Source organism: Roseateles microcysteis (genome assembly GCF_036880965.1).
Lineage (GTDB): Bacteria > Pseudomonadota > Gammaproteobacteria > Burkholderiales > Burkholderiaceae_C > JAUASW01.
In genome coordinates, this window is the sequence record NZ_JBAJMV010000005.1 from 342,641 (window position 1) to 367,055 (window position 24,415).

The window sequence follows — 24,415 nt, forward strand, 5'->3', positions numbered from 1 at the left end:
CTGCCAGCGCCTCACAGACACGACCCCACACGAATTTCCGGACCGCGCCACGAGCGAGGTCCTCACCGAATCTGGAGTGAACAATCATGCGTACCTGCTATGCCGGCCAAGTCAGCGAGAAGCTGCTCGACCAAACCGTGACCCTGATGGGCTGGGCCCATCGCCGCCGTGACCATGGCGGCGTGATCTTCATCGACCTGCGCGACCGCGAAGGCATCGTCCAGATCGTGTGCGACCCGGACCGCGCCGCGATGTTCCAGATCGCTTCCGACGTTCGCAACGAGTTCTGCCTGAAGATCGTCGGCAAGGTGCGTGCGCGCCCCTCCGGCACCGAGAACGCCAACCTCGTCAGCGGCAAGGTCGAGGTGCTGTGCCATGAGCTGGAAGTGCTGAACCCCTCGGTGACGCCCCCGTTCCAGCTGGACGACGAAAACCTGTCGGAGACGACGCGCCTGACGCACCGTGTGCTGGACCTGCGCCGCCCCTACATGCAGAACAACATGATGCTGCGCTACCGCGTGGCCATGGAAGTTCGCAAGTTCCTGGACGAGCAGGGCTTTGTCGACATCGAGACCCCGATGCTGACCAAGAGCACGCCGGAGGGCGCGCGCGACTACCTGGTGCCCAGCCGCGTGCATGACGGCATGTTCTTCGCGCTGCCCCAGTCGCCCCAGCTGTTCAAGCAGCTCTTGATGGTGGCCGGCTTTGACCGCTACTACCAGATCACCAAGTGCTTCCGCGACGAAGACCTGCGTGCTGACCGCCAGCCCGAGTTCACCCAGATCGATATCGAGACCTCCTTCCTGACCGAAGAGGAAATCCGCTCGATGTTCGAAGGCATGATCCGCCACGTCTTCCAGAAGGCGTTGAACGTGGACCTGGGCGAGTACCCGGTGATGAAGTACTCGGAAGCCATGCACCGCTTCGGTTCGGACAAGCCCGACCTGCGTGTCAAGCTCGAGTTCACCGAACTGACCGACGTGATGGCGGACGTGGACTTCAAGGTCTTCTCGACACCGGCCACGACGCCTGGCGGCCGCGTGGTCGCGCTTCGCGTGCCTGGCGGCGCCGGCATGAGCCGCGGCGAGATCGATGCCTACACCGAGTTCGTCAAGATCTACGGTGCGAAGGGCCTGGCCTGGATCAAGGTGAACGAGCTGGCCAAGGGCCGCGAAGGCCTGCAGTCGCCCATCGTCAAGAACCTGCATGACGCCGCCGTCAACGAGATCCTGAAGCGCACCGGCGCACAGGACGGCGACCTGCTGTTCTTCGGCGCCGACAAGGCCAAGGTGGTGAATGACGCCATCGGCGGCCTGCGCCTGAAGGTGGGCCACAGCGAGTTCGGCAAGGCCAATGGCCTGTTCAACGACGTCTGGGCACCGCTGTGGGTGGTCGACTTCCCGATGTTCGAGCACGACGAGGAGAACAACCGCTGGGCGGCCGTTCACCATCCGTTCACGGCACCGAAGGACGGCCACGAAGACCTCATGACCAGCGACCCGGGCAAGTGCATCGCCAAGGCCTACGACATGGTCCTGAACGGCTGGGAACTGGGTGGCGGTTCGGTGCGTATCCACAAGGCCGACGTGCAGGCCAAGGTCTTCGAGGCGCTCAACATCAGCCCCGAAGAGCAGCGCATCAAGTTCGGCTTCCTGCTGGACGCGCTGCAGTACGGCGCGCCGCCGCACGGTGGCCTGGCCTTCGGCCTGGACCGTATCGTCACGATGATGACCAAGGCCGATTCGATCCGCGACGTGATCGCCTTCCCGAAGACGCAACGCGCCCAGTGCCTGTTGACCGGCGCGCCGTCGAACGTGGACGAAAAGCAGTTGCGCGAGTTGCACATCCGCCTGCGCAACTCGGCTGCTGCCGCGCAGTAAGCCTGGCAGCTTCCTGACCGAAGGGCGCCCTCGTGGCGCCCTTTTTGCTGGCTGCTTCATGTAGGCGAGCGCCGCTTCGCTATGCTTGCGGCCAACCACTCCCACAGCTGGCAGGACCGAGGGCACGATGAGCAGCAGCAAGACCAAGATGCGCAACCAGGCGGACAAGGCCCGCTGGGAGCGCGTGCTGATGCGCCGCCCAGCCTGGGCGCTGCCGCGCCTGCGTGGCCTGATCCACGCGGCCGACCCGCTGGTGGGCCGCGCCGCAGTGCAGGGGGCCTTCTTCGTGCTTGAGCGCTGGGGCCGGGCCGCCGAGATGCAGGGTGAGTTGCAGCAGGCCCTGAATGACGCCAAGAGCCAGCGCGCCTTGGCCGAGGCGGCCGAGCTGAGCGAGGCCGTGGGCCGCCTGCACTACCAGCGCGGCGACTACGTGCAGGCCTGTCAGGCCTGGGCCCAGACCCTGGAATGGGCGGCCGACGACAGCCGTGCCGCCTGCCTGGCGCGCATCGGCCTGACCCATCTCTGCTATGCGCTGGGCGACTGGGCGCGCGGTGGCCGTGTGCTGGACCAGGCCGAGGCGCACTACCGACGCTTCGCCGCCGACCCCTATCTGCATGCCAAGTTCGCGCTCAATCGCGCGGTATCGCTGCGCGCCACGCAGGGGCCGCAAGCCGCCTTGCCGGCGCTGGACGAAGCGCTGGCCGCTGCGCGTGCCGCGGGTCACCACGACTACGAGGCCGAGGCGATCTGGCATCGGGCCCGCTGTGCCCGCGACAGCGGCGACGTGGCCGAGGCCCTGAATCTGGCGCGCCAAGCGCAGGCCCTGGCGCAGCGCTGCGGCTATCGCTGGTTGCAGGCGCAAGCCTCGCTCCTGCAAGCCGAGCTGCAGGAGGGCGATGTGGCCCTGGCTGCTGCCGGCGCGGCGCTGAGCCTGGCCGAGGTCTTGCAGTCGCGCTCCCTGCAGGCCAGCGCCCATGGTCGGCTGGCCGAGCTGATGCAGGCTCAGGGCGAGTTTGGTCCCAGCTGGTATCACGCCCAGCAGCGCCAGCAACTGGACGCCACGCTGGGCCAGCCCGAGCTGCCGGGCCTCCTGGAAGCACTGATCCGTTTCGATGGCGAGCTGCCTGAAGCGGCCGCGCCGGCCAGTGAGCTGGCGGGGCTCTTGCGGCGAGCCTTGGGCGAACTGTCGGGCCTGTCTCAGCATGTGCGCGGACTGCCGGCCGGCGAGATCGTGCCGGCCACGCAAGCCGAGCTCTTGCGCACCGCCAGCCGGGTCGAACATCTGCTTCAGCAAGGGCTGCGGCAGATGGCCCCCGAGGCCTGATCGGAGGCGGCGGCTGGGCTATGCTGCTCGCATGACAGTGGCTGAGCTTCCCCGATACAAGGTACCGGAGTCGGTGCTGGTGGTGATCCACACGCCCGACCTGCGGGTGCTGATGCTGGAGCGTGCCGACCGGCCTGGATTCTGGCAAAGCGTCACCGGCTCACTCGACACGCCGGACGAGCCCCTGATCGATACCGCAAGGCGCGAGGTCTTCGAGGAGACCGGCATTGCTGGCGGCGAGCTGCTGGACTGGCAGCTTGTCAACATCTACGAGATCTACCCGGTCTGGCGGCACCGGTATGCGCCAGGCGTGACCCAGAACACGGAGCATGTGTTCGGCCTCACCGTGCCCAGCGAAACGGCCGTGACGCTCGCGCCGCGCGAGCATCTTCAGTACCGTTGGCTGCCCTGGCGCGAAGCTGCAGACCTGTGCTTCTCGCCATCGAATGCCGAGGCGGTGCTGCAACTGCCCCGCTTCATCAACAGCAGGACCTAGCAATCATGGTGCGGCCCCACTTCAGACCTTCGCAGCTGGCCGCACCGACCAGCATCCTGACGCCGCACCTGCGCGTGGCCACCTACAACATCCACAAGGGTGTGCGTGGCATCGGTCGGGCCAAGCGGCTGGAAATCCACAACCTGGGCCTGGGCGTCGAGGCGCTGGATGCCGACCTGGTCTTCCTGCAGGAAGTCCGCCACTTCAATCATCACGAGGCCAAGCAGTTCCAGCGCACCTCCTTCGGCTGGCCGGAGCAGAGCCAGGCCGAGTTCCTGGCGCCCGAGGGCTATGAGGTGGCCTACCGCACGAACGCCGTCACCAAGCATGGCGAGCATGGCAATGCGCTGCTGTCGCGCTGGCCCATCGGCGATATCGGCCATCACGATGTGTCGGACCATCGCTTCGAACAGCGCGGCCTGCTGCACGTGCCGTTGATCTGGAACGGCCTGGAGGTGCACACCATCGTCGCGCACCTGGGCCTGATTCATGCGAGCCGCGTCCGCCAGGTCGAACGGCTGGCCGAATACATTGCCACCGCCGTGCCACCGCATGTGCCGCTGGTGGTGGCGGGTGACTTCAATGACTGGGGCAGCAAGCTGGACGGGCCCATGCGCCGTACCGGCCTGCATCGGGCGCTGCCGCCGAACGGCAAGGCGCCGCCGGCCACCTTCCCGTCGCTGGTGCCGGTGTTCTCGCTCGACCGCATCTATATGCGCGGCATGCACTGCGTGGGCATGAAGGTGCCACGTGGCGGTGCCTGGGTGCGCATGTCCGACCACCTGCCGCTGGTCGCCGAGCTGGAACTCGGCGAGCCGTGAGCAACTGGCTTGGCATCGAACCTGACGCCGAGCCGCTGATCCATCGGCACGCCGCCAGCCTGCCCGAGTTCCTCGGCGGCAACGAGGTGCGCCTGCTGCGCGGTGGCGACGAGCTCTTTCCTGCCCAGGCCGCGGCCATTGCGACCGCGCGCCATGAAGTCTGGCTGGCCACCTACATCTTTCATCACGATGCGGCCGGCGCTGTGCTGGTCGAGCAACTGCGCGCCGCTGCCGCGCGCGGTGTGCGCGTGCGCGTGGTGGTGGACGGTTTCGGTTCCAAGGCCAGCCTCGATTGGCTGCGCGAGCAGCTGGAGGGGTCGCAGGTCGCGCTGGCGGTGTTCCGCCCCATCGACCGCTGGTGGCGCTGGCTGCAGCCCGGGCAGTTGCGTCGCCTGCATCAGAAGCTTTGCGTGGTGGATGGCGTGGAGGCCTTTGTCGGCGGCATCAACATCATCGATGACCGCGTCGACCTCAATCACGGGCCCACCGACACGCCGCGGCTGGACTTCGCCGTGGCCCTGCGCGGCCCGGTGGTGCAGCCGGTGGAGCAGTCGGCCCGCGCGGTCTGGACGCGCGCCTGGCTGGGCCGCGACTTTGGCGAGGAGCTGCTCGCCCTGGTGCGCAGCCGCGAGCCGATGTCGCGCTTGCGCGGCCTGCTGCGCCGCGTACGCTTGCCGCGGGGCAAGCGCCGCGACCAGCAGTGGCAAGACCTGCCCCCGGTCTGCGCGGCCTTTGTCCTGCGAGACAACCTGCGCCAGCGCCGCATGATCGAACGCGCCTACATCGATGCGATTCGCACTGCGCGTGAGCGAATCGACCTGATCACGCCGTATTTCTATCCCGGCCATGCCTTCCGGCGCGCACTGCGCGATGCCGCGCGGCGCGGTGTGCGCGTGCGCCTGCTGCTGCAAGGCAAGGTGGACTACCGCATAGCAGCCATGGCCGCCCATGCGCTGTATGCCGAGCTGCTGGGCCATGGTGTGCAGGTGTTCGAGTACCTGCCGGCCTATCTCCATGCCAAGGTCTGCGTGGTTGACGGCGCCTGGGCAACGGTGGGCAGCAGCAATATCGACCCGCTCTCCTTGCTGCTCAACCTCGAGGCAAACGTGATCGTGCGCGACGCTGACTTCGCCCGTTCTCTGGCCGACGAGTTCGAGGCCGCGCTGCTGGTGTCGCAGCCGGCCGGCGTCAGCAGCGAAACCGGCCTGCGCGGCTTTCTCAAGCGGGCGCTGGTGGCCTGGATGGCCTACGTCTATCTGCGGGTGGCGGGGGCGACCGGTCGTTACTGAGCGTCAATGAGCGCCATCGAGCCCGGCGGGCCACCCTATCGGCCATAGAGAAAACGCAGTATCGCCTCCACCCGGGAAGCCCAGGCCGCTTCATCGTGGCCGGCGTCGGGCTGCTCCATATAGCCCAGTGTCCTGTCGGCGAGCCAGCCGCGGGCCAGCAGCGCATCGCGCAACTGGCGCGACACCTGCAGGATGCCGCCGCCTTCCTGGCCGCCCATGTCGAGCCAGACGCGCGGCCGCGCCGGGCCCGCCCAGGCAGTGCTGCGCACATCACGCATCAGGAACATGTCGTCCCACCAGATCGACGGCGACACCACCAGGCCGGCGCCGAAGGTGTCGGCATGGTGCAGCACCAGCCACATCGAGATCAGGCCGCCGAGCGAAGAGCCGCCCACCGACGTGCTGGAGGGCTCCGGCCGGGTGCGGTAGTGCTGATCGATCCAGGGCTTCAGGTCTTCGATCAGGTAGCGCGCATAGCGCGGCCCACCGCCGCCCCGGCGTTCATCGCGGCCCGTGCCGCTGCGTGCGGCGGGTGTCAGCATCTCCGTGGGCGTGTAGTCGGCAAAGCGGTCGGGGCCGTTATCGACGGCCACGATGATCACCGGCTCGATGGCAGCGGCCAGCACCAGGCGCTGGGCGGTTTCGTCGACCTGCCATTCGGCGCCAGCGGCCTCGGCATCGAACACGTTCTGGCCGTCATGCAGGTACAGCACCGGGTAGCGACGCTGAGGTTCCTTCTCGTAGCCCGGCGGCAGCCAGACCTGCAGGCCGCGCGCACTCACATGCGCCGATTTCAGCGGCGGCAGGCGCTCGATATGGCCGGTGCGTTGCGGCGGCAGCGGGACCGCCGGCGCATTGAACAGGCGTGACACCGACTGGAGCTCGCTCGGGAACGCCAGCGGATGGTTGCGGCCCTGTTCCCAGCCGTCGTCGGGTGCGGCGCCAGGGCGATCGATCTTGAATTTGTACTGCAGGGCCTGGCCGCCGAAGGGCACGCGCTCGAAGACCACGCTTACTCGGTAGAGGCCGGGCGCGGCCTGCTTGGCGAGCAGCGTGCGACCCCACGAGAGCGGCAGCGCGCTGCCACGCAGGCCCACCTGGTCTCGCGTCGGGTCGAAGCGTCCGGCGGCCTGCTCGGCACGCAGGTCGATCTCGAAGTCGACACGGTGGGCGGCCCGGGCCAGGCCGGGCAAGGCGAAGAGCAGGGCGGCAATGCAGGGGAAGAGGGCGCGCAGCAGTGTCATGATGCGTGGTGCCCGGGGCCGGGCTCAAGGTGGATGCATCGCAACCATACCCGCTTGCTGAATTTATGGGCGCGCCTTCAGCAGTTCGGCAAGGTCGAATCGGTAGCGCTTCAGCTTTGGATTGAAGGTCTTGCTGTAAGGCCGGAAATCGAGCTCGCCCAGACCTTCGCCGAATCGAGCCAGGAAGCGCTGCGCCTCGGCTCGGTCGAAGAGCATGAACATCGGGCGCTCCAGTGCCAAGCCCTCGGCAGCGAAATCGTGGCCGTGGTGGTAGTCGTAGACCATCACCAGCGACCAGGCGCCGGCCAGGAAGTGGCCACCGGCCAGTGCCTTGAGCCGACCGTCGATGACGGCCTTCATGGCCTCATTCGAGGTGTTGATGCTGGAGATGTGCCAGTCTCGCGCCACCTGCTGGCCCGCCGCTTCAATCGCATCCATGGCGCCGAAGGCCATCAGGTCGCTGCCGGTCCAGAGCCGGCGTGCCTGGCGATGGCGTGCCAGCATGCCTGCCATGGTTTCGGCGGCAAGGTCCCGACGCCAGTCGGCAAAGGACTGCTGCACCAGCTCCACCTGGGGATGCTCGGCCAGTGCGCGGCGCAGGCCCTCGTTGCGCTGGATGGAGACAGGCGTCGAGCGGTCGCCGCCAATGGCCAGCAGCTGTGGCCTGTCGCCATTGGGAGCGTCGGCCAGGGCCTGGCGTATCAGCGCCTTCGCGGTCAGGTAGCCGGCGTCTTCGGCGCGTGGCTCAAGGCTGCCGAGCAGCTGTGGCAGGCCCTTGCGCGGCGCCCAGCGCGCACGCTCCTGCGGCAGCAGGCCGCTGAAAGCGGCGAAGGTCTTGATGCCTGCCGCGCCCAGCACACGGGCGTTCTCGACCAGCGTGCCCTTCTCGTTGACGAGGATCACATAGTCGGGGCGCTGCGCCCGCGCTGCGATCTCGCGGCCGAGCTGCAGGGCCCGCGCCGGGTCGCGTTCGGCGTACTGAATCTCCAGCTTGACGCCGAGGCTGCGGGCGGCCGCCTGCATGGCTTCGCTGACGCCCAGCCAGTAGGGTTCGTTGGCACGGCCGGGATTGATGAACCCCACGGTCTGTGACCAGGCGGGCGGCATCCAGCAAAGCAGGGCAAGGGCAAGTGACAGCAGGCGGAACTTCATCGAGTGCAGGGCAGGGAGTCTGGCGCCCATTGTCGGTGCATCCGCCGACTGGGGCCTCGCCGTGCCTGCGAGGCCATGGGCGCCTTTCAGTCTTCGCCAAACACCCGCATGCCGCCTTCCTCGCGCAGCAGCTGCGCCAGCCGGCCGCTGCCGACCAGGGCGAAGGCATGCTCGATGTCGGGCGCCAGGTAGTGGTCGTCCGGCATCGGAGGGCAGGTCTCGCGCAGCAATGCGTACACGTGCTCCAAGGGTGCCGAGCTCTGCAGCGGGCGCAGGAACTCGAAGCCTTGCGCTGCGGCCAGCAGCTCGATGGCGATGATGTGCCCGGTGTTGTCCAGCATCGCGCCCAGCCGACGGGCCGCGAAGGTGGCCATGCTCACATGGTCTTCCTGGTTGGCGCTGGTGGGCAGGCTGTCGACGCTGGCCGGATGGGCCAGCGATTTGTTCTCGCTGGCCAGGGCCGCGGCCGTGACGTGAGCAATCATGAAGCCCGAGTTCAGGCCGGCATTGGCCGTCAGGAAGGGCGGCAGGCGCGAGACGCCGGTGTCGATCAGCATGGCGATGCGGCGCTCGGCGATGGCGCCCACCTCGGCAATCGCGCAGGCCAGCGCATCAGCGGCCAGGGCCACCGGCTCGGCGTGGAAGTTGCCGCCGCTGACCATGTAGCTCGTGCCATCGTCCTGGGCAAACACGAGCGGGTTGTCGGTCACGGCGTTGGCTTCGCGCAGCAGCACCTCACGCACATACCGGGCCTGGTCCAGGCATGCGCCCATCACCTGGGGCTGGCAGCGAAGGCAGTAGGGGTCCTGCACGCGGTCGTCGCCCGACCGGTGGGACTGGCGGATCGCGCTCCCAGTCAAGAGCTGGCGGTAGGCCGCTGCCGCCTCGATCTGGCCGGGCTGTCCGCGCACGGCGTGGATGCCCGGATCGAAGGGACCGTCGCTGCCGCGTGCAGCATCCAGCGTCAGGGCGCCCGAGACGATGGCCGTTGCGTAGACGACCTCGAAACGGATCAGGCCTTCCAGCGCCAGCGCGGTGGAGGTCTGCGTGCCGTTGATCAGGGCCAGTCCTTCCTTGGCCTGCAGCTGCAAGGGCTTCAGTCCCGCCTTTTCCAGCTCGGCGAGGGCCGGCTTGCGCCGGCCGTTCACCAGCATCTCGCCTTCGCCCATCAGCGCGAGGCTCATGTGCGAGAGCGGCGCCAGGTCGCCCGAGGCGCCCACCGAGCCTTGCGCCGGCACGTAGGGAATCAGGCCGGCGTTGAAGACGTCGAGGATGGCCTGCACCACTTCCTCGCGCACGCCGGAATGGCCGCGAGCCAGCGAGGCCGCCTTGGTGGCCATCATCAGGCGAACGACTTCAGGCGCCAGCGGTGCGCCGACGCCGACACAGTGCGAGCGGATCAGGTTGCGCTGCAGGGCTGCCAGGTCGTCCTTGCTGATGCGCGTGCTGGCCAGCTTGCCGAATCCGGTGTTGACGCCATAGACGGCCGCGTCGCCAGCGGCGGCTGCCTGCACCACGGCGGCACTGCGGCGGATGGTGGCGGCGGCGCTCTCATGCAGTGCGAGCTTCACGCCACCGTGGCGGATGCTGCGGAGCTGGTCCAGCGTCAGCCGTCCGGGGGTGATTTCGAGGGTCGTGATCGTCATTCTTGTTCTCGGCCTTATTCAGTGATCATGGGCAGATTCAGGCCCTTGTCGTGCGCGCACTTCTCGGCGATTTCGTAGCCGGCATCTGCATGGCGCATCACGCCGGTGGCCGGGTCGTTCCAGAGCACGCGCTCGATGCGCTTGGCCGCTGCGTCGGTGCCGTCGCAGACGATCACCACACCGCTGTGCTGCGAGTAGCCCATGCCCACGCCGCCGCCATGGTGCAGCGAGACCCAGGTTGCGCCACCGGCGGTGTTCAAGAGCGCGTTCAGGAGCGGCCAGTCGGAGACGGCGTCGGAACCATCACGCATGCTCTCGGTTTCGCGGTTAGGGCTCGCGACCGAGCCGCTGTCCAGGTGGTCCCGGCCGATCACGATGGGCGCCTTCAGTTCGCCACGCTTGACCATCTCGTTGAACGCAAGGCCGGCGATGTGGCGCTGGCCCAGGCCCAGCCAGCAGATGCGCGCCGGCAGGCCCTGGAAGGCGATGCGCTCGCCCGCCATGTCCAGCCAGCGGTGCACGCGGGCTTCGTCAGGAAACAGCTCCTTGATCTTGGCGTCGGTCTTGCGGATGTCTTCCGGGTCGCCCGAGAGCGCCACCCAGCGGAACGGACCACGGCCCTCGCAGAACTGCGGTCGCACGTAGGCGGGCACGAAGCCGGGGAAGTCGAAGGCGTTCTTGACGCCCTGGTCCAGCGCGACCTGGCGAATGTTGTTGCCATAGTCCACGGTCGGGATGCCCATGGCCTGGAAGTCGAGCATGGCCTGCACATGGACGGCACAGCCGCGTGCGGCGGCGGCCTTCAGGTCGGCATGCTGGCTGGCATCGGCCGCTGCGGCCTTCCATTGCTCCACGGTCCAGCCAGCTGGCAGGTAGCCGTTGATCAGGTCATGGGCCGAGGTCTGGTCTGTCACCAGGTCGGGCTTGATGGCCGAGCCGGCCTTCACGCGCTTCACCAGCTCCGGCAGGATCTCGGCGGCATTGCCCAGCAGGGCGATGGAGATGGCCTTGCCCTCGGCCGTGTACCTGGCGATGCGGGCCAGGGCGTCGTCCAGGTCGGTGGCCTGCTCATCCACATAGCGGGTCTTCAGGCGGAAGTCGATGCGCGACTGCTGGCATTCGATGTTCAGCGAGACTGCACCCGAGAAGGTCGCGGCCAGCGGTTGCGCGCCGCCCATGCCGCCGAGGCCGGCGGTCAGGATCCACTTGCCGACCATGCTGCCGCCGTAGTGCTGGCGGCCAGCTTCGGCGAAGGTTTCATAGGTGCCCTGAACAATGCCCTGCGTGCCGATGTAGATCCAGCTGCCGGCTGTCATCTGGCCATACATCATCAAGCCCTTGCGGTCGAGCTCGTTGAAATGCTCCCAGGTCGACCAGGCAGGCACCAGGTTCGAGTTGGCCAGCAGCACGCGTGGCGCATCGGCATGCGTGCGGAACACGCCGACCGGCTTGCCCGACTGGATCAGGAGGGTCTCGTCGTCGTTCAAGTCCTTGAGCGAGCGCAGGATCTGCTCGAAGCAGTCCCAGTTGCGGGCCGCCTTGCCGATGCCGCCGTACACCACCAGCTCGTCGGGGTTCTCGGCCACCACCGGATCCAGGTTGTTCTGGATCATGCGGAAAGCGGCCTCGGTCAGCCAGCTCTTGCAGCTGAGGGTGGTGCCGGTGGGCGCGCGGACGACGCGGGATTGGGCGGTTGTCTGAGACATGGGGCTCCTCGGCTGGCCAAATTCGATGGTGCGAACTCTAGTTGTCTATACAAGTACAGTCAAGTACGATCTGACCATGGCAAGAAAAGCTCCGGGCGGTCCCGAACCGCAGTACCTGAAGGTCAAGAATCATCTGCGCGAAGGCATTGCCTCCAGCCGCTGGGTGGCCGGCGACCTGCTGCCTTCTGAGGCCGAGCTGGTAGGGCAGTTCGAGGTCAGCCGCATGACGGTGAACCGCGCGCTGCGCGAGCTCCTGCAGGAAGGCATGATCGAACGGGTGCAGGGCGTGGGTACCTTCGTGGCGCAGCTGCACAAGATCTCGTCCACCTTGACGGTGCGCGATGTGCACGACGAGATTGCCGAGCGCGGTCACCGCCACGAGTCACGCGTTCACCTGCTTGAGAAGGTCCGCGCCAGCAGCGAGCAGGCAGCCGAGTTCGGCCTGCGCAGCGGCGCCACGCTGTTCCACAGCGTCATCGTGCACCTGGAGAACGGTGTGGCCATCCAGTGCGAAGACCGACTCGTCAACCCGGCCTGCGCACCTGGCTATCTGGGCCTGGATTTCACCCAGACCACACCCACCCAGCACCTGCTGGAGGTTGCGCCGCTCTCCGAGGCGCGCTACACCATCGAGGCAACCGTGCCGGATGAGATGGAGGCCAAGCTGCTGGGCATCACCCGGCGCGACCCTTGCCTGGTGGTGAAGCGCAGGACCTTCAGCCGGGGCCTGACCGTCACGACCGTGAGGCTGACGCATCCCGGATCCCGGTATCTGCTCGAGGGGAGCTTTCAAGCATGACGACACGGGCCACCCCCGAAGGCGCTTCGCGCCACCCCCTCAAGGGGGCGCGACCGACGGCCCGGCAAAGCCGGATCCGCGCTCGCCGCTTGATCAATGCCGTGTTGCTCGACGGAGGTCACGCATGAGTTGGAGCTCAATATCTGCCAGGGATGTTGCGCCGCAGCGCTGGAAGAACAACGGCGGCTGGACCCGCGAGCTGCTGGCCTGGCCGCACAGCAATGACTGGACGCTGCGCATCAGCGTGGCCGACATCGAGGCCGATGGCCCGTTCTCCGCCTTCGAAGGCGTGCAGCGCTGGTTTGGCGTGCTGTCGGGCGAGGGCGTGCGCCTGGCCGGCATGGATCGCCGTGGCGGCGATGGCCTCCTGAGCTTTGATGGTGCGCAAGCGCCTGACTGCCAACTGATCAATGGCCCGACGCGCGACTTCAATTTGATGCACCGGCGCGGCCGCGGCCGGATGCAGGTGTTCCGAGCCGAACAGGCCTGGCCGGCCCATGGCCAGCTCGTGGCGCTGTTCACTGCGGAAGGTGGAACGCTGACCCATGGCGGGCGGCCCATGCCGCTGGCGCCGCTGAGCCTGGCCTGGTGTGAGTCGCCGGTCGCGCAGGCGTTGCAGTTCGAAGGCGAAGGCGAGGCCTGGTGGATGGTCTGGAGTGAATCGGCATGAGGCGTGTGCTCTGGAAGAACGCCCGCCTGGCAACGCTGGCCGGTCGTGAGCCCTGGGGCTGGGTCGAGCAGGGCGCCTTGCTGACGGAAGGCCTGACCATCGCCTGGGTCGGCCCCCAGGCCGGGCTGCCGGCTGGACTGCAGTTCGATGAAGAACATGATCTCGAGGGCGCTGTCGTCACGCCGGGGCTGATCGATTGCCACACGCACCTGGTCTACGGCGGCCAGCGGGCGCGCGAGTTCGAGCTGCGCCTGCAGGGCGCCAGCTACGAGGAGATCGCGCGCGCCGGTGGAGGTATCCGCTCCTCGGTGGCGGCCACGCGAGAGACCGATGAGGAGCTGCTGTTCCAGCTCGCGGCCGCGCGGCTGCAAAGCCTCAAGGCCGAGGGGCTGACGACCGTCGAGATCAAGTCCGGCTACGGGCTTTCGCTGGAGGCCGAAGCCAAGTCGCTGCGCGTGGCGCGGCGGCTGGGGCGTGAGGCCGGTGTCGATGTGCTGGCCAGCTATCTCGGCGCCCACGCCGTGCCCCCGGAGTTCCAGGGCCGGCAGGACGAATATGTCGAGGCGGTTTGCGCCTGGATGCCGCAGCTGCAGGCGCAAGGCCTCGTCGATGCGGTCGACGCGTTCTGCGAGGGCATCGGCTTCACGCCTGAGCAGACGCGGCGCGTCTTTGAAACAGCGCGCCGCCTCGGCCTGCCGGTCAAGCTGCATGCCGAGCAACTGAGCGACCAGGGCGGCACGCAGCTGGCTTGCGAATTCAAGGCGCTGTCCTGCGACCACCTGGAGCACCTGAGTCCGGCCGGCGTGCTGGCGATGGCGCAGAGCGGCGCGGTGGCGGTGCTGCTGCCCGGCGCCTACTATTTCCTGCGCGATACGCACCTGCCGCCCATCCAGGCGCTGCGTGAAGCCGGCGTGCCCATGGCGGTGAGCACCGACCACAACCCCGGTACCTCGCCTACGCTGTCCATCCTGCTGATGCTGAACATGGCCTGCACGCTGTTCCGCCTGACGCCCGAAGAGGCGCTGCGAGGCCTGACCGTCAACGCGGCCAAGGCCCTGGGCCTGGCTGATCGAGGCCAACTGGCGCTGGGCCAGCGCGCCGATTTCTGCGTCTGGGATGTCTCCCACCCCAACGAGCTGTCCTACTACTTCGGCCGCAATCCGCTGCTTTTGCGCGTGCGCGGCGGCATCGAGTCAAGACCATGAGCCAAACCGCCCAACCCGTCTTCACGCTGCGGCAAGGCCGCAGCCCGCTGCTGATCAGCATGCCGCACATCGGCACCGCCATCCCCGAGGATCAACACCATCGCTATCAGCCGCGTGCGCTGCAGAGCGAGGACACCGACTGGCACCTCGGCCAGCTCTATGGCGAACTGGCCGAGGAGCTCGGCGCCAGCCTGATCCAGCCGCATTGCTCGCGCTTTCTGATCGACCTGAACCGCCCGCCTGAGGACACGCCCATGTACCCGGGCGCCTCGAACACCGAGCTGTGCCCGACGCGCTTCTTCACCGGCGAGCCGCTGTACCTCGAAGGGCAGGCGCCAGACGACGCGGAAAAGCTGCGCCGCCGGCAGACGTATTGGCTGCCGTATCACCGTGCCCTCAACGCTGAGCTGCAACGGCTCAAGACCCTGCACGGCCACGTCGTGCTGTTTGATGCCCACAGTATTCGCTCCGAGCTGCCCTGGCTGTTTGAAGGCCGGCTGCCCGACCTGAATCTCGGCACCGTCGATGGCAAGTCCTGCGACGCCTCCATCACGGCGGCGCTGGGCGACTTGCTGGCCAGTCAGTCGGACTACACGCAGGTGGTGAACGGCCGCTTCAAGGGCGGCTTCATCACCCGCCACTATGGCCAGCCCGCGCAGGGCCAGCATGCGGTGCAGCTGGAGATGTGCCAGTGCTGCTACATGAACGAGCCGGCGCCGTTTGAATACCGGCCCGACCTGGCAGCCCGGGTGCAGCCGCTCTTGAAGCAGATGCTCCTGACCCTGCAGGCCTGGAAGCCATGAGCGGCACCAGGACTTTCTGGGCGGCCGAGGCCTGGATCGAGGGGCGCTGGCAGCGCGATGTGCTGCTGGAAGCCGGCAGCGATGGCCATTGGCTTCGCATCAGTGCCGGTGTTCCCTTGCCTGCAGGCGCAGAGCAACTTCAAGGCCCGGTGATGCCCAGCCTGGTCGATGCCCACAGCCACGCGTTCCAGCGTGCCTTCGTCGGCCTCGCGGAGCGGCGCGACAGCGGGTCGGACGATTTCTGGTCCTGGCGTGACCGCATGTACGGCGTGGCATTGCGCATCACGCCCGAGCAACTCCAGGCGATTGCGGCCCAGCTGTACCTGGAGCTGCTGCGTGGTGGCTATACCCAGGTCTGCGAATTCCACTACCTGCAGCACCGCGAGGATGGCAGCGCCTTTGATGACGAACTGGCGATGAGCTGGGCCCTGGCCGATGCGGCGCAGGCGGTCGGCATCGGCCTCACGATGCTGCCGGTGCTGTATGCCCATGCCGGCTTCCAGCAGGCTGAGCTTCGGCCCGACCAGCGCCGCTTCGCCACCGACGCCGACTGGATCTGGCAGGCCAGCCAACGCATCAATGCGGCAGGGCGTTCGCTGCTCAATGCCGGCGTGGCCCTGCATTCGCTGCGCGCGGCCCATGCAGCGGATATCCGCCGTTTGCAGTCCCTGGTCGGCGATGCGGACCTGCCCATCCACATCCACATCAGCGAGCAGCAGCAGGAGGTGCACGACTGCCTGGCCGCCACCGGCCAGCGGCCCATGCAGTGGCTCGCCCATGAGTTCAAGCCCGATGCGCGCTGGCAGCTCGTGCATGCAACGCACAGCACGCCCGAGGAGATCGAGCAGGTCCGTGCCAGCGGCGCCGGTGTGGTGATCTGCCCTGGCACCGAAGCCAATCTGGGTGACGGTCTCTGCGATCTGCCTGGTTGGCTCGCCGCAGGCGTGCCCCTGAGCCTGGGCTCGGACAGCCACGTGACCCGCGATTGGGTCGAAGAGTTGCGCTGGCTGGAATACGGTCAGCGGCTTGGCATGCAGCGCCGCAATGTGGCGGCTGCGCCGGGCTTGCAAGCTTCTTCCGGCGAGCGACTGTTCGAGGCGATGCTGGCCGGCAGTGCCGCGCCAGCGGGCTTCAAGGCCTGGGGCTTCAAGCCCGGCGCACGGGCGGACTTCCTGGTGCTGGATCCGCAGGCCTCGGGCCTGCTCGGCCTGCCCTCGTCCGCCAGGCTGGATGGGTTGATATTTGGCAGCCAGGGTCAGGTCTTGAGTCAGGTCTATGTGGCCGGCGAGTGCCGTTTGCACCAGGGTGGGCACCCGCAGCGGCCGGCGATTGGTGCAGCCTTCGGGAAAGCCATGCATTCCCTGTGGTCTGCAGCGGACGAATAGGCCTTGCAGGTGCGGCCTGCGCACTGGTAGTCTTCACGGCGGTGAATCGAGTGAATCTGCCTGTCGTTGGGAGCTCCCGCCATGTTGTCACTGAGCAATTTCACGATCCGCGCGCGCTTGTTTGCACTCGCCGCGCTGGCCATCCTCACGATGGTACTCATCGGGGTACAGGGGCTCTACAGCCTCGGCCAGGCCCGCGACAAGTTCATCCACTACAACAGCAACGACGTGCAGTCGCTGACCGAGATGGCCAGCGTGCGCGCCGAGGTGGGCAATCTGCGGCGCTACGAGAAAGACCTCTTGATCAACGCCAATGATCCGAAGGCGGTCGAGAAGTACCGCAAGGAATGGCTTGAGGCCTACCGCAAGTCCACCGAGGGTCTCAAGCGCATCGGCAAGCTGGATGTCGCGCCGGATGTCCAGAAGATGCCCGAGACCATGTTCAAGCAACTGGAGGAATACCGCGGGGGCTTGCTGGCCGTGGCAGACCGGGTCGAGAAGGGTGAGTTCTCCGACACCGCCAGCGCCAACAAGGCGACCGAGCCCATCAAGGGTCCCGTGCGTGCACTGGAAAAGGCCCTGGGCGAAATGACCACGTTGATCGACAAGCACGGCGAGGAAGAGACGGCACGGCTGGGCGAGCATGAGCGATCGGTGCGGCGTTCGCTGATGCTGGTGATTGCCGCTGGCGTGCTCTGCGTCGGCACCTACACCTTCTTCAATATCCGCTCGATCCTGCAGCCGCTCGCGGACGCCGTGGGCAGTGCCGAACGGATCGCTCATCACGACCTCAGCCACGATGTGCAGGCCCGCGGCGTCGACGAGACCTCGGCGGTCATGCGCGGGGTGCAGGCCATGCAGGCCTCCCTGAAAAGCGTGGTCACCGGCGTCAGAAGCGCCACCGACAGCATTGCCACCGCTTCACGCGAGGTGGCTGTGGGCAGCAACGACCTGAGTCAGCGCACCGAGCAGGCCGCATCCAACCTGGAAGAAACCGCCTCGGCCATGGAACAGCTGACCGCCAGCGTGACCCACAACGCCGACTCGGCCCGCCAGGCAAACCAGCTCGCCAAGGAAGCCGCGCAGGTGGCTCATCGTGGCGGCACGGTGGTGGGCGAGGTGGTGGGCACCATGGGCAAGATCAGCGCCTCCAGCAGCAAGATCAGCGACATCATCTCGGTGATCGACGGCATCGCCTTCCAGACCAACATCCTGGCCCTGAATGCGGCTGTGGAGGCCGCGCGCGCCGGCGAGCAAGGGCGCGGCTTCGCGGTCGTGGCCGGCGAGGTGCGCACCCTGGCCCAGCGCAGCGCCGAAGCGGCCAAGGAGATCAAGGCCTTGATCACGGCCAGCACAGAGAGCGTGGAGAGTGGCGCGCTGCTGGTGCAGCGCGCCGGCCAGACCATGCAGGAGATCGTGGCCTCGATCGAGCGCGTGGGCGGCATCGTGGCCGAGATCAGCAATGCAACCGCCGAGCAGAGCTCGGGCATCAACCAGATCGGCCAGGCCATTGCCAACCTCGACCAGATGACGCAACAGAATGCCGCGCTCGTCGAAGAGTCGGCCGCGGCCGCGCATAGCCTGCAGCAGCAGGCCGAGGACCTGGCCAAGTCGGTGGCGGTGTTCAAGCTGGCCTGAAGCAATAGGACGGGCCGGCACCGCTACAGTGCCGGCCATGTCTTCGTTCCCGAACTCGCCCCCGACGCCGCTGCTGGGCATCGACTTCAGCAGCGCGCCCAGCCGCCGCAAGCCCATCTGGATGGCACAGGGCGAGCGCCATGGCGCCGTGCTGCGCCTGCAGAGTCTGCAGTCCTTCGAAACGCTCGAGAGCTTTGGCGCCTGGCTCGCGCAGCCGCAGGCCTGGCTGGGTGTTTTCGACATGCCCTTCGGTCTGCCGCGTGAGCTGGTACAGACGCTCGGCTGGCCGCTGGAATGGCTGCCCTTGATGAAGCACTACGCCAGTTTGACCCGGGCCGAGATCCGCGATCAGTTTGCAGCCTTCTGCAACGCGCGGCCCGTGGGTTCGAAGTTCGCGCACCGTGCTTGCGATGGCCCCGCCGGCTCATCGCCCAGCATGAAATGGGTCAATCCGCCGGTGGCCTACATGCTGCACGCGGGTGTGCCGTTGCTGCTGGAGGCGGGTGCGAGCTTGCCCGGCCTGCATGAAGGCAACCCGCAACGTCTGGCCCTGGAGGGTTACCCCGGCCTCACCGCTCGCGAACTGATAGGCCGGCGCAGCTACAAGAGCGATACGAAGGCCATGCAGACGCCCGAGCGGCTGATCGCCCGCAAGGATGTGGTCGAGGCGCTGGAGCAGGGCCGCAGCCGGCTGGGGCTGCGCCTCAAGGTCAGCCACGCCCAGCGCGATGAGCTGGTGGCGGATGGCTCGGGCGACAAGCTCGATGCGGTGCTGTGCCTGACGCAGGCGGCCTGGGCCGTGCAGCAGCCGCGCTATGGGTGGCCCGTGGACGCCGATGCACTGGAGGGCTGGATCACCAGCGCCTGATCACACCAACTCGAACGGCCGCGGCTTGCCGGTCAGATAGCCCTGGATCAGCTGAAAGCCCAGCTCGCGGCAGGCCTGTGCCTCGGCCTCTTCCTCGACGCCTTCGGCCAGCGTGACCGAGCCGAGGTCAGTCACGAGCTTGACCAGGTCGCGCACCACGCGCAGCTTGCGGTCGCTGGCTTTGTGGATGCCGCGAATCAGGGCCATGTCGAACTTGACGAAGTCGGCCGGCACCTCGCCGATCTCGTTGAGCCGGGCCTGGCCGGCACCGAAGTCGTCATAGGCGAAGCGGGCACCGATGTCCTTGAGCCAGGCGCCAAGCTCGCGCATGCGGTCGGTTTCCATCACTGCGGTTTCATGGATCTCGACGATCAGCTGCAGCTCGGGCCACTGCTTCAGCGTCTGTTCCAGCGCGTTGCGAAAACCCGGCTCGAAGGTTTCGCGCGGGTGTGTGTTGACGAACAGCGCCGCAGGCCCCAGCTTGGGCGCCAGCATGCGAATGCCGTGGGCCCGGAATGCCTCGCTCAACTCGGCTTCCAGGTTGAGCTGGGCGGCCAGGCTGAACAGATGCATCGGCGAAGCCGGCAATTCGGGGTGCTGGCTGCGGCCCAGCAGCTCGAAGGCGAACAGCTGGCTGTCATGGGCCCGCACGATGGGCTGGGCGGCGCCGGAGAGGCCAACGCCCTCCAGCAGCGCGCGGAACTGTGCTTCCTTGGGCGAGAAGTACTCGCTCAGCGTCGCACCGGGCTGGACCAGCACGGTGCGACCGTCGTCGGCGGCCAGGGCGGCGGCGGGGCCGGTGAGGAGGATGGACTTGAGGCGGAATTCGACATGGCCGAAGTGCACGATGTCGTTCTCGGACAGCAGGGCCGAACCACTGATGCGCTCGCGGTTGACGAAGCTGCCATTGGTGCTGTCCAGGTCGGTCAGGCGCAAGCGGCCCGACACATCGGCGGCCAGCTCGGCATGGCGCCGGCTCAGGCTGGTGGAGTTGACGACGAGGTCATTGTCGGCTTCGCGCCCGACCCGAAACGGCAGCGTGCCCACCACATGGGTGAGGCGCGAGCCATCGGCCGAAATGGCCTCGAAGAACCATTGTTTGTGCATGACTTCTCTCGTGCGTCGTCGAGCCAATGGTAAAGGGCAGCTCTGCCGGCTACCACCGGGATAGCCTGCAGTCTGGGGGGCTTACTTGCGCATCAGGGTGGATTTTCCGAAGAGGGATTCGATCAGGTCCACAGCCAGCTCGGCGGTCTTGTTGCGCACGTCCAGCGCCGGATTCAGCTCCATCACGTCCAGCGAGCCCATGCGGCCGGTGTCGGCGATCATTTCCATGCACAACTGGGCTTCGCGGTAGGTCGGGCCGCCGGGCACGGTGGTGCCGACGCCGGGAGCGATGTCGGGGTCCAGGAAGTCGACGTCGAAGCTCACATGCAGGTGCGTGTTGGCGTCCAGCGTGGCCAGGGCCAGTTCCATCGTGTGGCGCATGCCCATCTCATCGATGTAGCGCATGTCGAAGACCTCGAGCTCCTGCTCGTGGACGAAGCGCTTCTCGCCGGCATCGACGCTGCGGATGCCGATCTGGCGCACCCACTTGGGGCTGATCGCGGGCACCTTGCCGCCAATCTCGATCAGTTCCTGTGGCCCGTGGCCGGCCAGGCAGGCCACGGGCATGCCATGGATATTGCCGCTGGGGGTCAGGGTGCTGGTGTTGAAGTCGGCATGGGCGTCCAGCCAGAGGATGCGCAGCTTCTTGCCGGTGTCGCGGCAGTGGCGGGCCACTGCGCTGATCGAGCCTATGCCCAGGCAATGGTCGCCGCCCAGCAAAATGGGCATGCGGCCGTCCTGCAGTTCGGCGTAGACCGCGTCGTGCACGCTCTGGTTCCAGGCCACCACTTCGGGCAGGTGGCGATAGCCCGCCACAGGCGGTTGCCAGGGGTTGGACGGGCCGCTCAGGTTGCCGCGGTCCACCACATCGACGCCGTGGTCTTCCAGGGTGGCGCCCAGGCCAGCCACGCGCATGGCCTCAGGGCCCATGCTGGCGCCGCGTGCGCCTGCGCCGATGTCGGTGGGCGCGCCGATCAGGGAGACTTTTCTCAGGGTGGTCATCGAATTTCCTTCAGGCCGCGTCGGTATCGGCGGGGTTCATGTCGTATTCATTTTCGAGCAGCGCCCAGGCTTCCTCGGCCGTCTCGACGAAGTGGAACAGGTCCACATCGCCGGGGCTGATCATGCCGGTCTCGACCAGCACGTCGAAGTTGATCAGCTTGGTCCAGAACTCGCGACCGAACATCAGGATCGGGCGCGACCGGCACTTGCCGGTCTGGATCAGCGTCATCGCTTCGAAGAGCTCGTCCATGGTGCCGAAGCCGCCAGGGAAGGCCACCAGCGCCACCGAACGCATCAGGAAATGCATCTTGCGCAGCGCAAAGTAGTGGAAGCGGAAGCACAGCTCCGGCGTGATGTAGGGGTTGGGGAACTGCTCATGCGGCAGGACGATGTTCAGCCCGATGCTGCGGCCGCCCACCTCATGCGCGCCGCGGTTGCCGGCTTCCATGATGCCGGGGCCGCCGCCAGTGACAACGTAGATCGGGTTGTTGCGCTCCATCGAGGTGCGCGTGACGATGGCGGCGAAGCGCCGCGCCTCTTCGTAGTAGTGGCTCATCGCCAGCTGCGTCCTGGCGCGGGCCAGTGCGCCCGCCTTGTCCGGGCCTTCAGCGGCCTCGGCTGCAGCCAGTGCTGCCTCGGCGCCTTCACGGGAAGGGATGCGCGCACTGCCGAAGATCACCAGCGTCGACTTGATGCCTTGCTCCTGCTGGATCAGCTCCGGCTTGAGCAGTTCGAGCTGCATGCGCACCGGGCGCAATTCATCGCGCAGCAGGAACTCGTTGTCGGCGAAGGCCAGGCGGTAGGCGCCCAGGTCTTCGAAGGCAGGCATTGGCGGAGGCTTGCTGGCCTCTTCCTTGGCGCTGTGGAAATTGCGGGCGTCGAGCGGGTTGCGCTTTTTCATGATGGTTCCCGCGGCATGCAGGCGTTCAGAGGGCGCTTCTCGCGCCGGGCGGCAGCTTAAGTCACTGCGGGCTGAATATTCTTCCGTATTTCGTTCGAGAACTTTGCAATCATTCGGCGCAACACGGGCAACTCTCGTCGCGTCGCACAGCAATCTCGTTCCATTCCATCGTTCGTGCGTCCAGCATCAGCAAGCGGCCCCGCAGGCCGTCCGCCATGCCGGCAAGCAGCTTCAGCCCCTCGGCCGCCTGCAGGCTGCCGATGATGCCCACCAGTGGCGCGAACACGCCCATGGTGGCGCAGCGCTGTTCCTCGAAGCGGCTGTCGGGAGGAAACAGGCAGGCGTAGCAGGGGCAGTCGGACTGACGGCGGTCGTAGACGCTGATCTGGCCGTCAAAGCCGGTGGCCGCAGCAGCCACCAGCGGCTTGCGATGCTTGACGCAGGCCCTGTTGACTGCATGGCGGGTGGCGAAGTTGTCGCTGCAATCCAGCACCAGGTCGGCACTGGCCACCAGCTCATCGAGCAGGGCGGCATCGGCGCGCTGCTGCACGGCGCGCACCTCGGCACCAGGGTTGATCTCGCGAATGCTCTGCGCGGCCGATTCCACCTTGGCCTGGCCGATGCGATCCTGTCGGTGCGCGATCTGGCGCTGCAGATTGGTCAGGTCGACCGTGTCGTCGTCCACCAGCGTGATGCGGCCCACGCCGGCCGTGCCGAGGTACAGCGCCACCGGCGAACCCAGGCCGCCGGCGCCTATCACCAGGGCATGGCTGTCCAGCAGCCGCTGCTGGCCCTCGATGCCGATGTCGTCCAGCAGGATGTGCCGCGAGTAGCGCAGCAGTTGCTCGTCGTTCATGGGGCAAGCTTAAGGCCACTTCGCGCACTCGCAGACTTGAGCGCAAAAGAGAACGGCCCGCTACGCAGCGGGCCGTTTCAGGTGGCAGCCGGCAGGGCCGCTGGGTCGTGCCGTGCCTTATTCAGTCTTGGCTTCGGCCTTGCGCTCCGCGGCCGTCTTGGATACGGCCACCGGCTGACCCTTGAGCTTGTTGAGGGCCTGGACCAGGGGGAAGTCCTCGCCGCTGCCGAATTCGGGCAGGGGCTTGAGTTCGTTCTTCTTGGCTTCGGCTTCCAGCTTGGCCCGTGCTTCTTCGCGAGCCTTCTCGCGGGCTTCGTCCTTGGCCTCGGGGCCGTTGGCGAGGTGCTTCTCGAGATCGGCTTCGCGCATGCGCAGGGCGGCGAACACATTGCCTTCTGCGGTTTCGTCCAGCATCACGTCGGGCACGATGCCCTTGGCCTGGATCGAGCGGCCGCTCGGCGTGTAGTAGCGGGCGGTCGTGATCTTGAGTGCCGTTTCAGGGCTCAGCTGGCGCACGGTCTGCACCGAGCCCTTGCCGAAGGTCTGCGCACCCATGATGGTGGCGCGGCGGTGGTCTTGCAGCGCACCGGCGACGATCTCGCTGGCCGAGGCCGAGCCTTCGTTCACCAGCACCACCAGCGGCACATTCTTCAGCGCGGCTGGCAGCTTGCGCAGCGGGTCGCTGCTGCCGCGGCGCACGTAGTACTCGGGGCTGGACTTGAAGGTCGCTTTCGACTCGGAGATCTGGCCATTGGTCGAGACCACGTCCACGTCCTTGGGCAGGAAGGCGGCCGACAAGGCAACGGCACCTTCGAGCAGGCCGCCCGGGTCGTTGCGCAGGTCGAGCACCAGGCCCTTCAGATTGGGTTCCTGCTTGTAGATCTCTTCGAGCTTCCTGGCGAAGTCGTCGATCGTGCGGTCCTGGAACTGGCTGACGCGCAGCCAGGCATAGCCGGGCTCAACCACCTTGGCGCGCACGCTTTGCGTCTTGATTTCCTCGCGGATGATGGTGATGGGGAAGCTGCGGCTCTCGCTCTTGCGATAGATGGTCAGCTGCACCTTGGTGGCCGGCTCGCCGCGCATCTTCTTGACGGCTTGATCGATCGTGAGGCCCTTGACCGGCGTTTCGTCGATGCGGCTGATCAGGTCGCCGCTCTTCAGGCCAGCCCGGAAGGCGGGCGAGCCTTCGATCGGGGAGACGATCTTGACCAGGCCGTCTTCCATGCCGATCTCGATGCCGACGCCGATGAACTTGCCGGTCGTGCCTTCACGGAATTCCTTGAAGTTCTTCTTGTCGAAGAACTGCGAATGAGGATCGAGACCCGCCACCATGCCGGCGATCGCGTCGTTGATCAGCTTCTTCTCATCGACCGGCTCTACATAGTCGGACTTGACCATGCCGAAGACGGCGGCGAGTTGCTGCAGCTCTTCGAGGGGCAGGGGCGAGAGACCCGTACCGCTGCGGGCAACCGCCTGCAGCTGCATCGTGGTCAGCGCGCCGGCCATGGCGCCCAAAGCAACCCAGCCTGCGACTTTCAGTTTGGCACCCATGATGCGAGCAATCCCTATCGACGAAATCCAGTGTTGATGCGGCTTGGCGGGGTGTTTGCACACCTGGAGCCT

At 67.0% G+C, this 24,415-nt stretch carries 21 protein-coding genes; 12 read left to right on the top strand and 9 right to left on the bottom strand.

The window, feature by feature from the left end; genetic code table 11:
- The first annotated feature begins 86 nt into the window (after positions 1-86).
- The 5 genes from aspS to clsB all read left to right on the top strand — a co-directional run bounded on the left by aspS (position 87) and on the right by clsB (position 5,810).
- Positions 87-1,880 carry an aspartate--tRNA ligase gene (gene aspS, locus V3596_RS15880; protein WP_334278763.1) on the top strand — a complete coding sequence of 598 codons (1,794 nt, stop codon included), beginning with the start codon at positions 87-89 and terminating at the stop codon, positions 1,878-1,880.
- Positions 1,881-2,007: 127 nt separating this feature from the next.
- Complete coding sequence (locus tag V3596_RS15885; RefSeq protein ID WP_334278764.1) at positions 2,008-3,204, top strand: hypothetical protein; 1,197 nt, start codon at positions 2,008-2,010, stop codon at positions 3,202-3,204.
- Positions 3,205-3,235: 31 nt separating this feature from the next.
- On the top strand, positions 3,236-3,700 hold the full coding sequence (gene nudB, locus V3596_RS15890; protein ID WP_395386571.1) for a dihydroneopterin triphosphate diphosphatase: 465 nt from the start codon (positions 3,236-3,238) through the stop codon (positions 3,698-3,700).
- A gap of 5 nt (positions 3,701-3,705) precedes the next feature.
- Complete coding sequence (locus V3596_RS15895) at positions 3,706-4,521, top strand: endonuclease/exonuclease/phosphatase family protein (RefSeq protein WP_334278766.1); 816 nt, start codon at positions 3,706-3,708, stop codon at positions 4,519-4,521.
- Positions 4,518-5,810 carry a cardiolipin synthase ClsB gene (gene clsB / locus V3596_RS15900; RefSeq protein ID WP_334278767.1) on the top strand — a complete coding sequence of 431 codons (1,293 nt, stop codon included), beginning with the start codon at positions 4,518-4,520 and terminating at the stop codon, positions 5,808-5,810. The genes V3596_RS15895 and clsB overlap by 4 nt, the downstream gene beginning before the upstream one ends.
- A gap of 35 nt (positions 5,811-5,845) precedes the next feature.
- Here the strand turns inward: clsB and V3596_RS15905 are convergent, their stop codons facing one another.
- The 4 genes from V3596_RS15905 to hutU form a co-directional block, all read right to left on the bottom strand.
- The gene (locus V3596_RS15905; protein WP_334278768.1) at positions 5,846-7,054 is read right to left on the bottom strand and encodes an alpha/beta hydrolase; all 1,209 of its coding nucleotides are present in this window, start codon (positions 7,052-7,054) and stop codon (positions 5,846-5,848) included.
- A 63-nt stretch (positions 7,055-7,117) separates the two neighbouring features.
- Entirely contained in the window at positions 7,118-8,206 is a 1,089-nt protein-coding gene (locus V3596_RS15910; protein WP_334278769.1) for an ABC transporter substrate-binding protein, read from the bottom strand.
- Between the two features lie 86 nt (positions 8,207-8,292).
- Positions 8,293-9,852: a histidine ammonia-lyase gene (gene hutH, locus V3596_RS15915; RefSeq protein WP_334278770.1), complete on the bottom strand. Its 1,560-nt coding sequence runs from the start codon at positions 9,850-9,852 to the stop codon at positions 8,293-8,295.
- Positions 9,853-9,866: 14 nt separating this feature from the next.
- The gene (gene hutU / locus V3596_RS15920; RefSeq protein WP_334278771.1) at positions 9,867-11,558 is read right to left on the bottom strand and encodes a urocanate hydratase; all 1,692 of its coding nucleotides are present in this window, start codon (positions 11,556-11,558) and stop codon (positions 9,867-9,869) included.
- A 76-nt stretch (positions 11,559-11,634) separates the two neighbouring features.
- Between hutU and hutC the strand changes: the two genes are divergently transcribed.
- From hutC to V3596_RS15955, 7 genes are all read left to right on the top strand, one after another.
- Positions 11,635-12,357 carry a histidine utilization repressor gene (gene hutC, locus V3596_RS15925; RefSeq protein WP_334278772.1) on the top strand — a complete coding sequence of 241 codons (723 nt, stop codon included), beginning with the start codon at positions 11,635-11,637 and terminating at the stop codon, positions 12,355-12,357.
- Positions 12,358-12,481: 124 nt separating this feature from the next.
- A complete protein-coding gene (locus V3596_RS15930) occupies positions 12,482-13,027 on the top strand; it encodes a HutD/Ves family protein (RefSeq protein ID WP_334278773.1) in 546 nt (181 codons plus the stop codon).
- Positions 13,024-14,232: an imidazolonepropionase gene (hutI, locus tag V3596_RS15935; RefSeq protein WP_334278774.1), complete on the top strand. Its 1,209-nt coding sequence runs from the start codon at positions 13,024-13,026 to the stop codon at positions 14,230-14,232. Before V3596_RS15930 ends, hutI begins: the two co-directional genes overlap by 4 nt.
- Positions 14,229-15,035: an N-formylglutamate deformylase gene (hutG, locus tag V3596_RS15940; protein WP_334278775.1), complete on the top strand. Its 807-nt coding sequence runs from the start codon at positions 14,229-14,231 to the stop codon at positions 15,033-15,035. The genes hutI and hutG overlap by 4 nt, the downstream gene beginning before the upstream one ends.
- On the top strand, positions 15,032-16,420 hold the full coding sequence (locus V3596_RS15945; RefSeq protein WP_334278776.1) for a formimidoylglutamate deiminase: 1,389 nt from the start codon (positions 15,032-15,034) through the stop codon (positions 16,418-16,420). Before hutG ends, V3596_RS15945 begins: the two co-directional genes overlap by 4 nt.
- Before the next feature lie 81 nt (positions 16,421-16,501).
- Positions 16,502-18,058, top strand: a complete 1,557-nt coding sequence (locus tag V3596_RS15950) for a methyl-accepting chemotaxis protein (protein WP_334278777.1) — start codon at positions 16,502-16,504, stop codon at positions 18,056-18,058.
- Between the two features lie 37 nt (positions 18,059-18,095).
- The gene (locus V3596_RS15955; RefSeq protein WP_334278778.1) at positions 18,096-18,926 is read left to right on the top strand and encodes a DUF429 domain-containing protein; all 831 of its coding nucleotides are present in this window, start codon (positions 18,096-18,098) and stop codon (positions 18,924-18,926) included.
- Here the strand turns inward: V3596_RS15955 and V3596_RS15960 are convergent, their stop codons facing one another.
- The 5 genes from V3596_RS15960 to V3596_RS15980 all read right to left on the bottom strand — a co-directional run bounded on the left by V3596_RS15960 (position 18,927) and on the right by V3596_RS15980 (position 24,343).
- The gene (locus tag V3596_RS15960) at positions 18,927-20,033 is read right to left on the bottom strand and encodes an EAL domain-containing protein (RefSeq protein ID WP_334278779.1); all 1,107 of its coding nucleotides are present in this window, start codon (positions 20,031-20,033) and stop codon (positions 18,927-18,929) included.
- 81 nt (positions 20,034-20,114) lie between these two features.
- Positions 20,115-21,035 (bottom strand): arginase, encoded by a 921-nt coding sequence (rocF, locus tag V3596_RS15965; RefSeq protein WP_334278780.1) that lies wholly within the window; start codon positions 21,033-21,035, stop codon positions 20,115-20,117.
- A gap of 10 nt (positions 21,036-21,045) precedes the next feature.
- Positions 21,046-21,936: an LOG family protein gene (locus tag V3596_RS15970; protein WP_334278781.1), complete on the bottom strand. Its 891-nt coding sequence runs from the start codon at positions 21,934-21,936 to the stop codon at positions 21,046-21,048.
- 109 nt (positions 21,937-22,045) lie between these two features.
- Entirely contained in the window at positions 22,046-22,792 is a 747-nt protein-coding gene (locus V3596_RS15975) for a HesA/MoeB/ThiF family protein (protein ID WP_334278782.1), read from the bottom strand.
- A 117-nt stretch (positions 22,793-22,909) separates the two neighbouring features.
- Entirely contained in the window at positions 22,910-24,343 is a 1,434-nt protein-coding gene (locus tag V3596_RS15980; protein ID WP_334278784.1) for a S41 family peptidase, read from the bottom strand.
- Positions 24,344-24,415 lie beyond the last annotated feature (72 nt).

Excerpts from the sequence above, each read along its gene's own strand:
- hutG (WP_334278775.1), top strand. The coding sequence starts at position 14,229 with ATGAGCCAAACCGCCCAACCCGTCTTCACGCTGCGGCAAGGCCGCAGC.
- V3596_RS15970 (WP_334278781.1), bottom strand. The coding sequence starts at position 21,936 with ATGAAAAAGCGCAACCCGCTCGACGCCCGCAATTTCCACAGCGCCAAG.
- V3596_RS15885 (WP_334278764.1), top strand. The coding sequence starts at position 2,008 with ATGAGCAGCAGCAAGACCAAGATGCGCAACCAGGCGGACAAGGCCCGC.
- V3596_RS15930 (WP_334278773.1), top strand. The coding sequence starts at position 12,482 with ATGAGTTGGAGCTCAATATCTGCCAGGGATGTTGCGCCGCAGCGCTGG.
- hutU (WP_334278771.1), bottom strand. The coding sequence starts at position 11,558 with ATGTCTCAGACAACCGCCCAATCCCGCGTCGTCCGCGCGCCCACCGGC.
- V3596_RS15975 (WP_334278782.1), bottom strand. The coding sequence starts at position 22,792 with ATGAACGACGAGCAACTGCTGCGCTACTCGCGGCACATCCTGCTGGAC.
- hutH (WP_334278770.1), bottom strand. The coding sequence starts at position 9,852 with ATGACGATCACGACCCTCGAAATCACCCCCGGACGGCTGACGCTGGAC.
- V3596_RS15910 (WP_334278769.1), bottom strand. The coding sequence starts at position 8,206 with ATGAAGTTCCGCCTGCTGTCACTTGCCCTTGCCCTGCTTTGCTGGATG.
- rocF (WP_334278780.1), bottom strand. The coding sequence starts at position 21,035 with ATGACCACCCTGAGAAAAGTCTCCCTGATCGGCGCGCCCACCGACATC.
- V3596_RS15980 (WP_334278784.1), bottom strand. The coding sequence starts at position 24,343 with ATGGGTGCCAAACTGAAAGTCGCAGGCTGGGTTGCTTTGGGCGCCATG.
- V3596_RS15955 (WP_334278778.1), top strand. The coding sequence starts at position 18,096 with ATGTCTTCGTTCCCGAACTCGCCCCCGACGCCGCTGCTGGGCATCGAC.
- hutI (WP_334278774.1), top strand. The coding sequence starts at position 13,024 with ATGAGGCGTGTGCTCTGGAAGAACGCCCGCCTGGCAACGCTGGCCGGT.
- V3596_RS15905 (WP_334278768.1), bottom strand. The coding sequence starts at position 7,054 with ATGACACTGCTGCGCGCCCTCTTCCCCTGCATTGCCGCCCTGCTCTTC.
- nudB (WP_395386571.1), top strand. The coding sequence starts at position 3,236 with ATGACAGTGGCTGAGCTTCCCCGATACAAGGTACCGGAGTCGGTGCTG.
- V3596_RS15960 (WP_334278779.1), bottom strand. The coding sequence starts at position 20,033 with ATGCACAAACAATGGTTCTTCGAGGCCATTTCGGCCGATGGCTCGCGC.
- V3596_RS15945 (WP_334278776.1), top strand. The coding sequence starts at position 15,032 with ATGAGCGGCACCAGGACTTTCTGGGCGGCCGAGGCCTGGATCGAGGGG.
- hutC (WP_334278772.1), top strand. The coding sequence starts at position 11,635 with ATGGCAAGAAAAGCTCCGGGCGGTCCCGAACCGCAGTACCTGAAGGTC.
- V3596_RS15950 (WP_334278777.1), top strand. The coding sequence starts at position 16,502 with ATGTTGTCACTGAGCAATTTCACGATCCGCGCGCGCTTGTTTGCACTC.
- V3596_RS15895 (WP_334278766.1), top strand. The coding sequence starts at position 3,706 with ATGGTGCGGCCCCACTTCAGACCTTCGCAGCTGGCCGCACCGACCAGC.
- aspS (WP_334278763.1), top strand. The coding sequence starts at position 87 with ATGCGTACCTGCTATGCCGGCCAAGTCAGCGAGAAGCTGCTCGACCAA.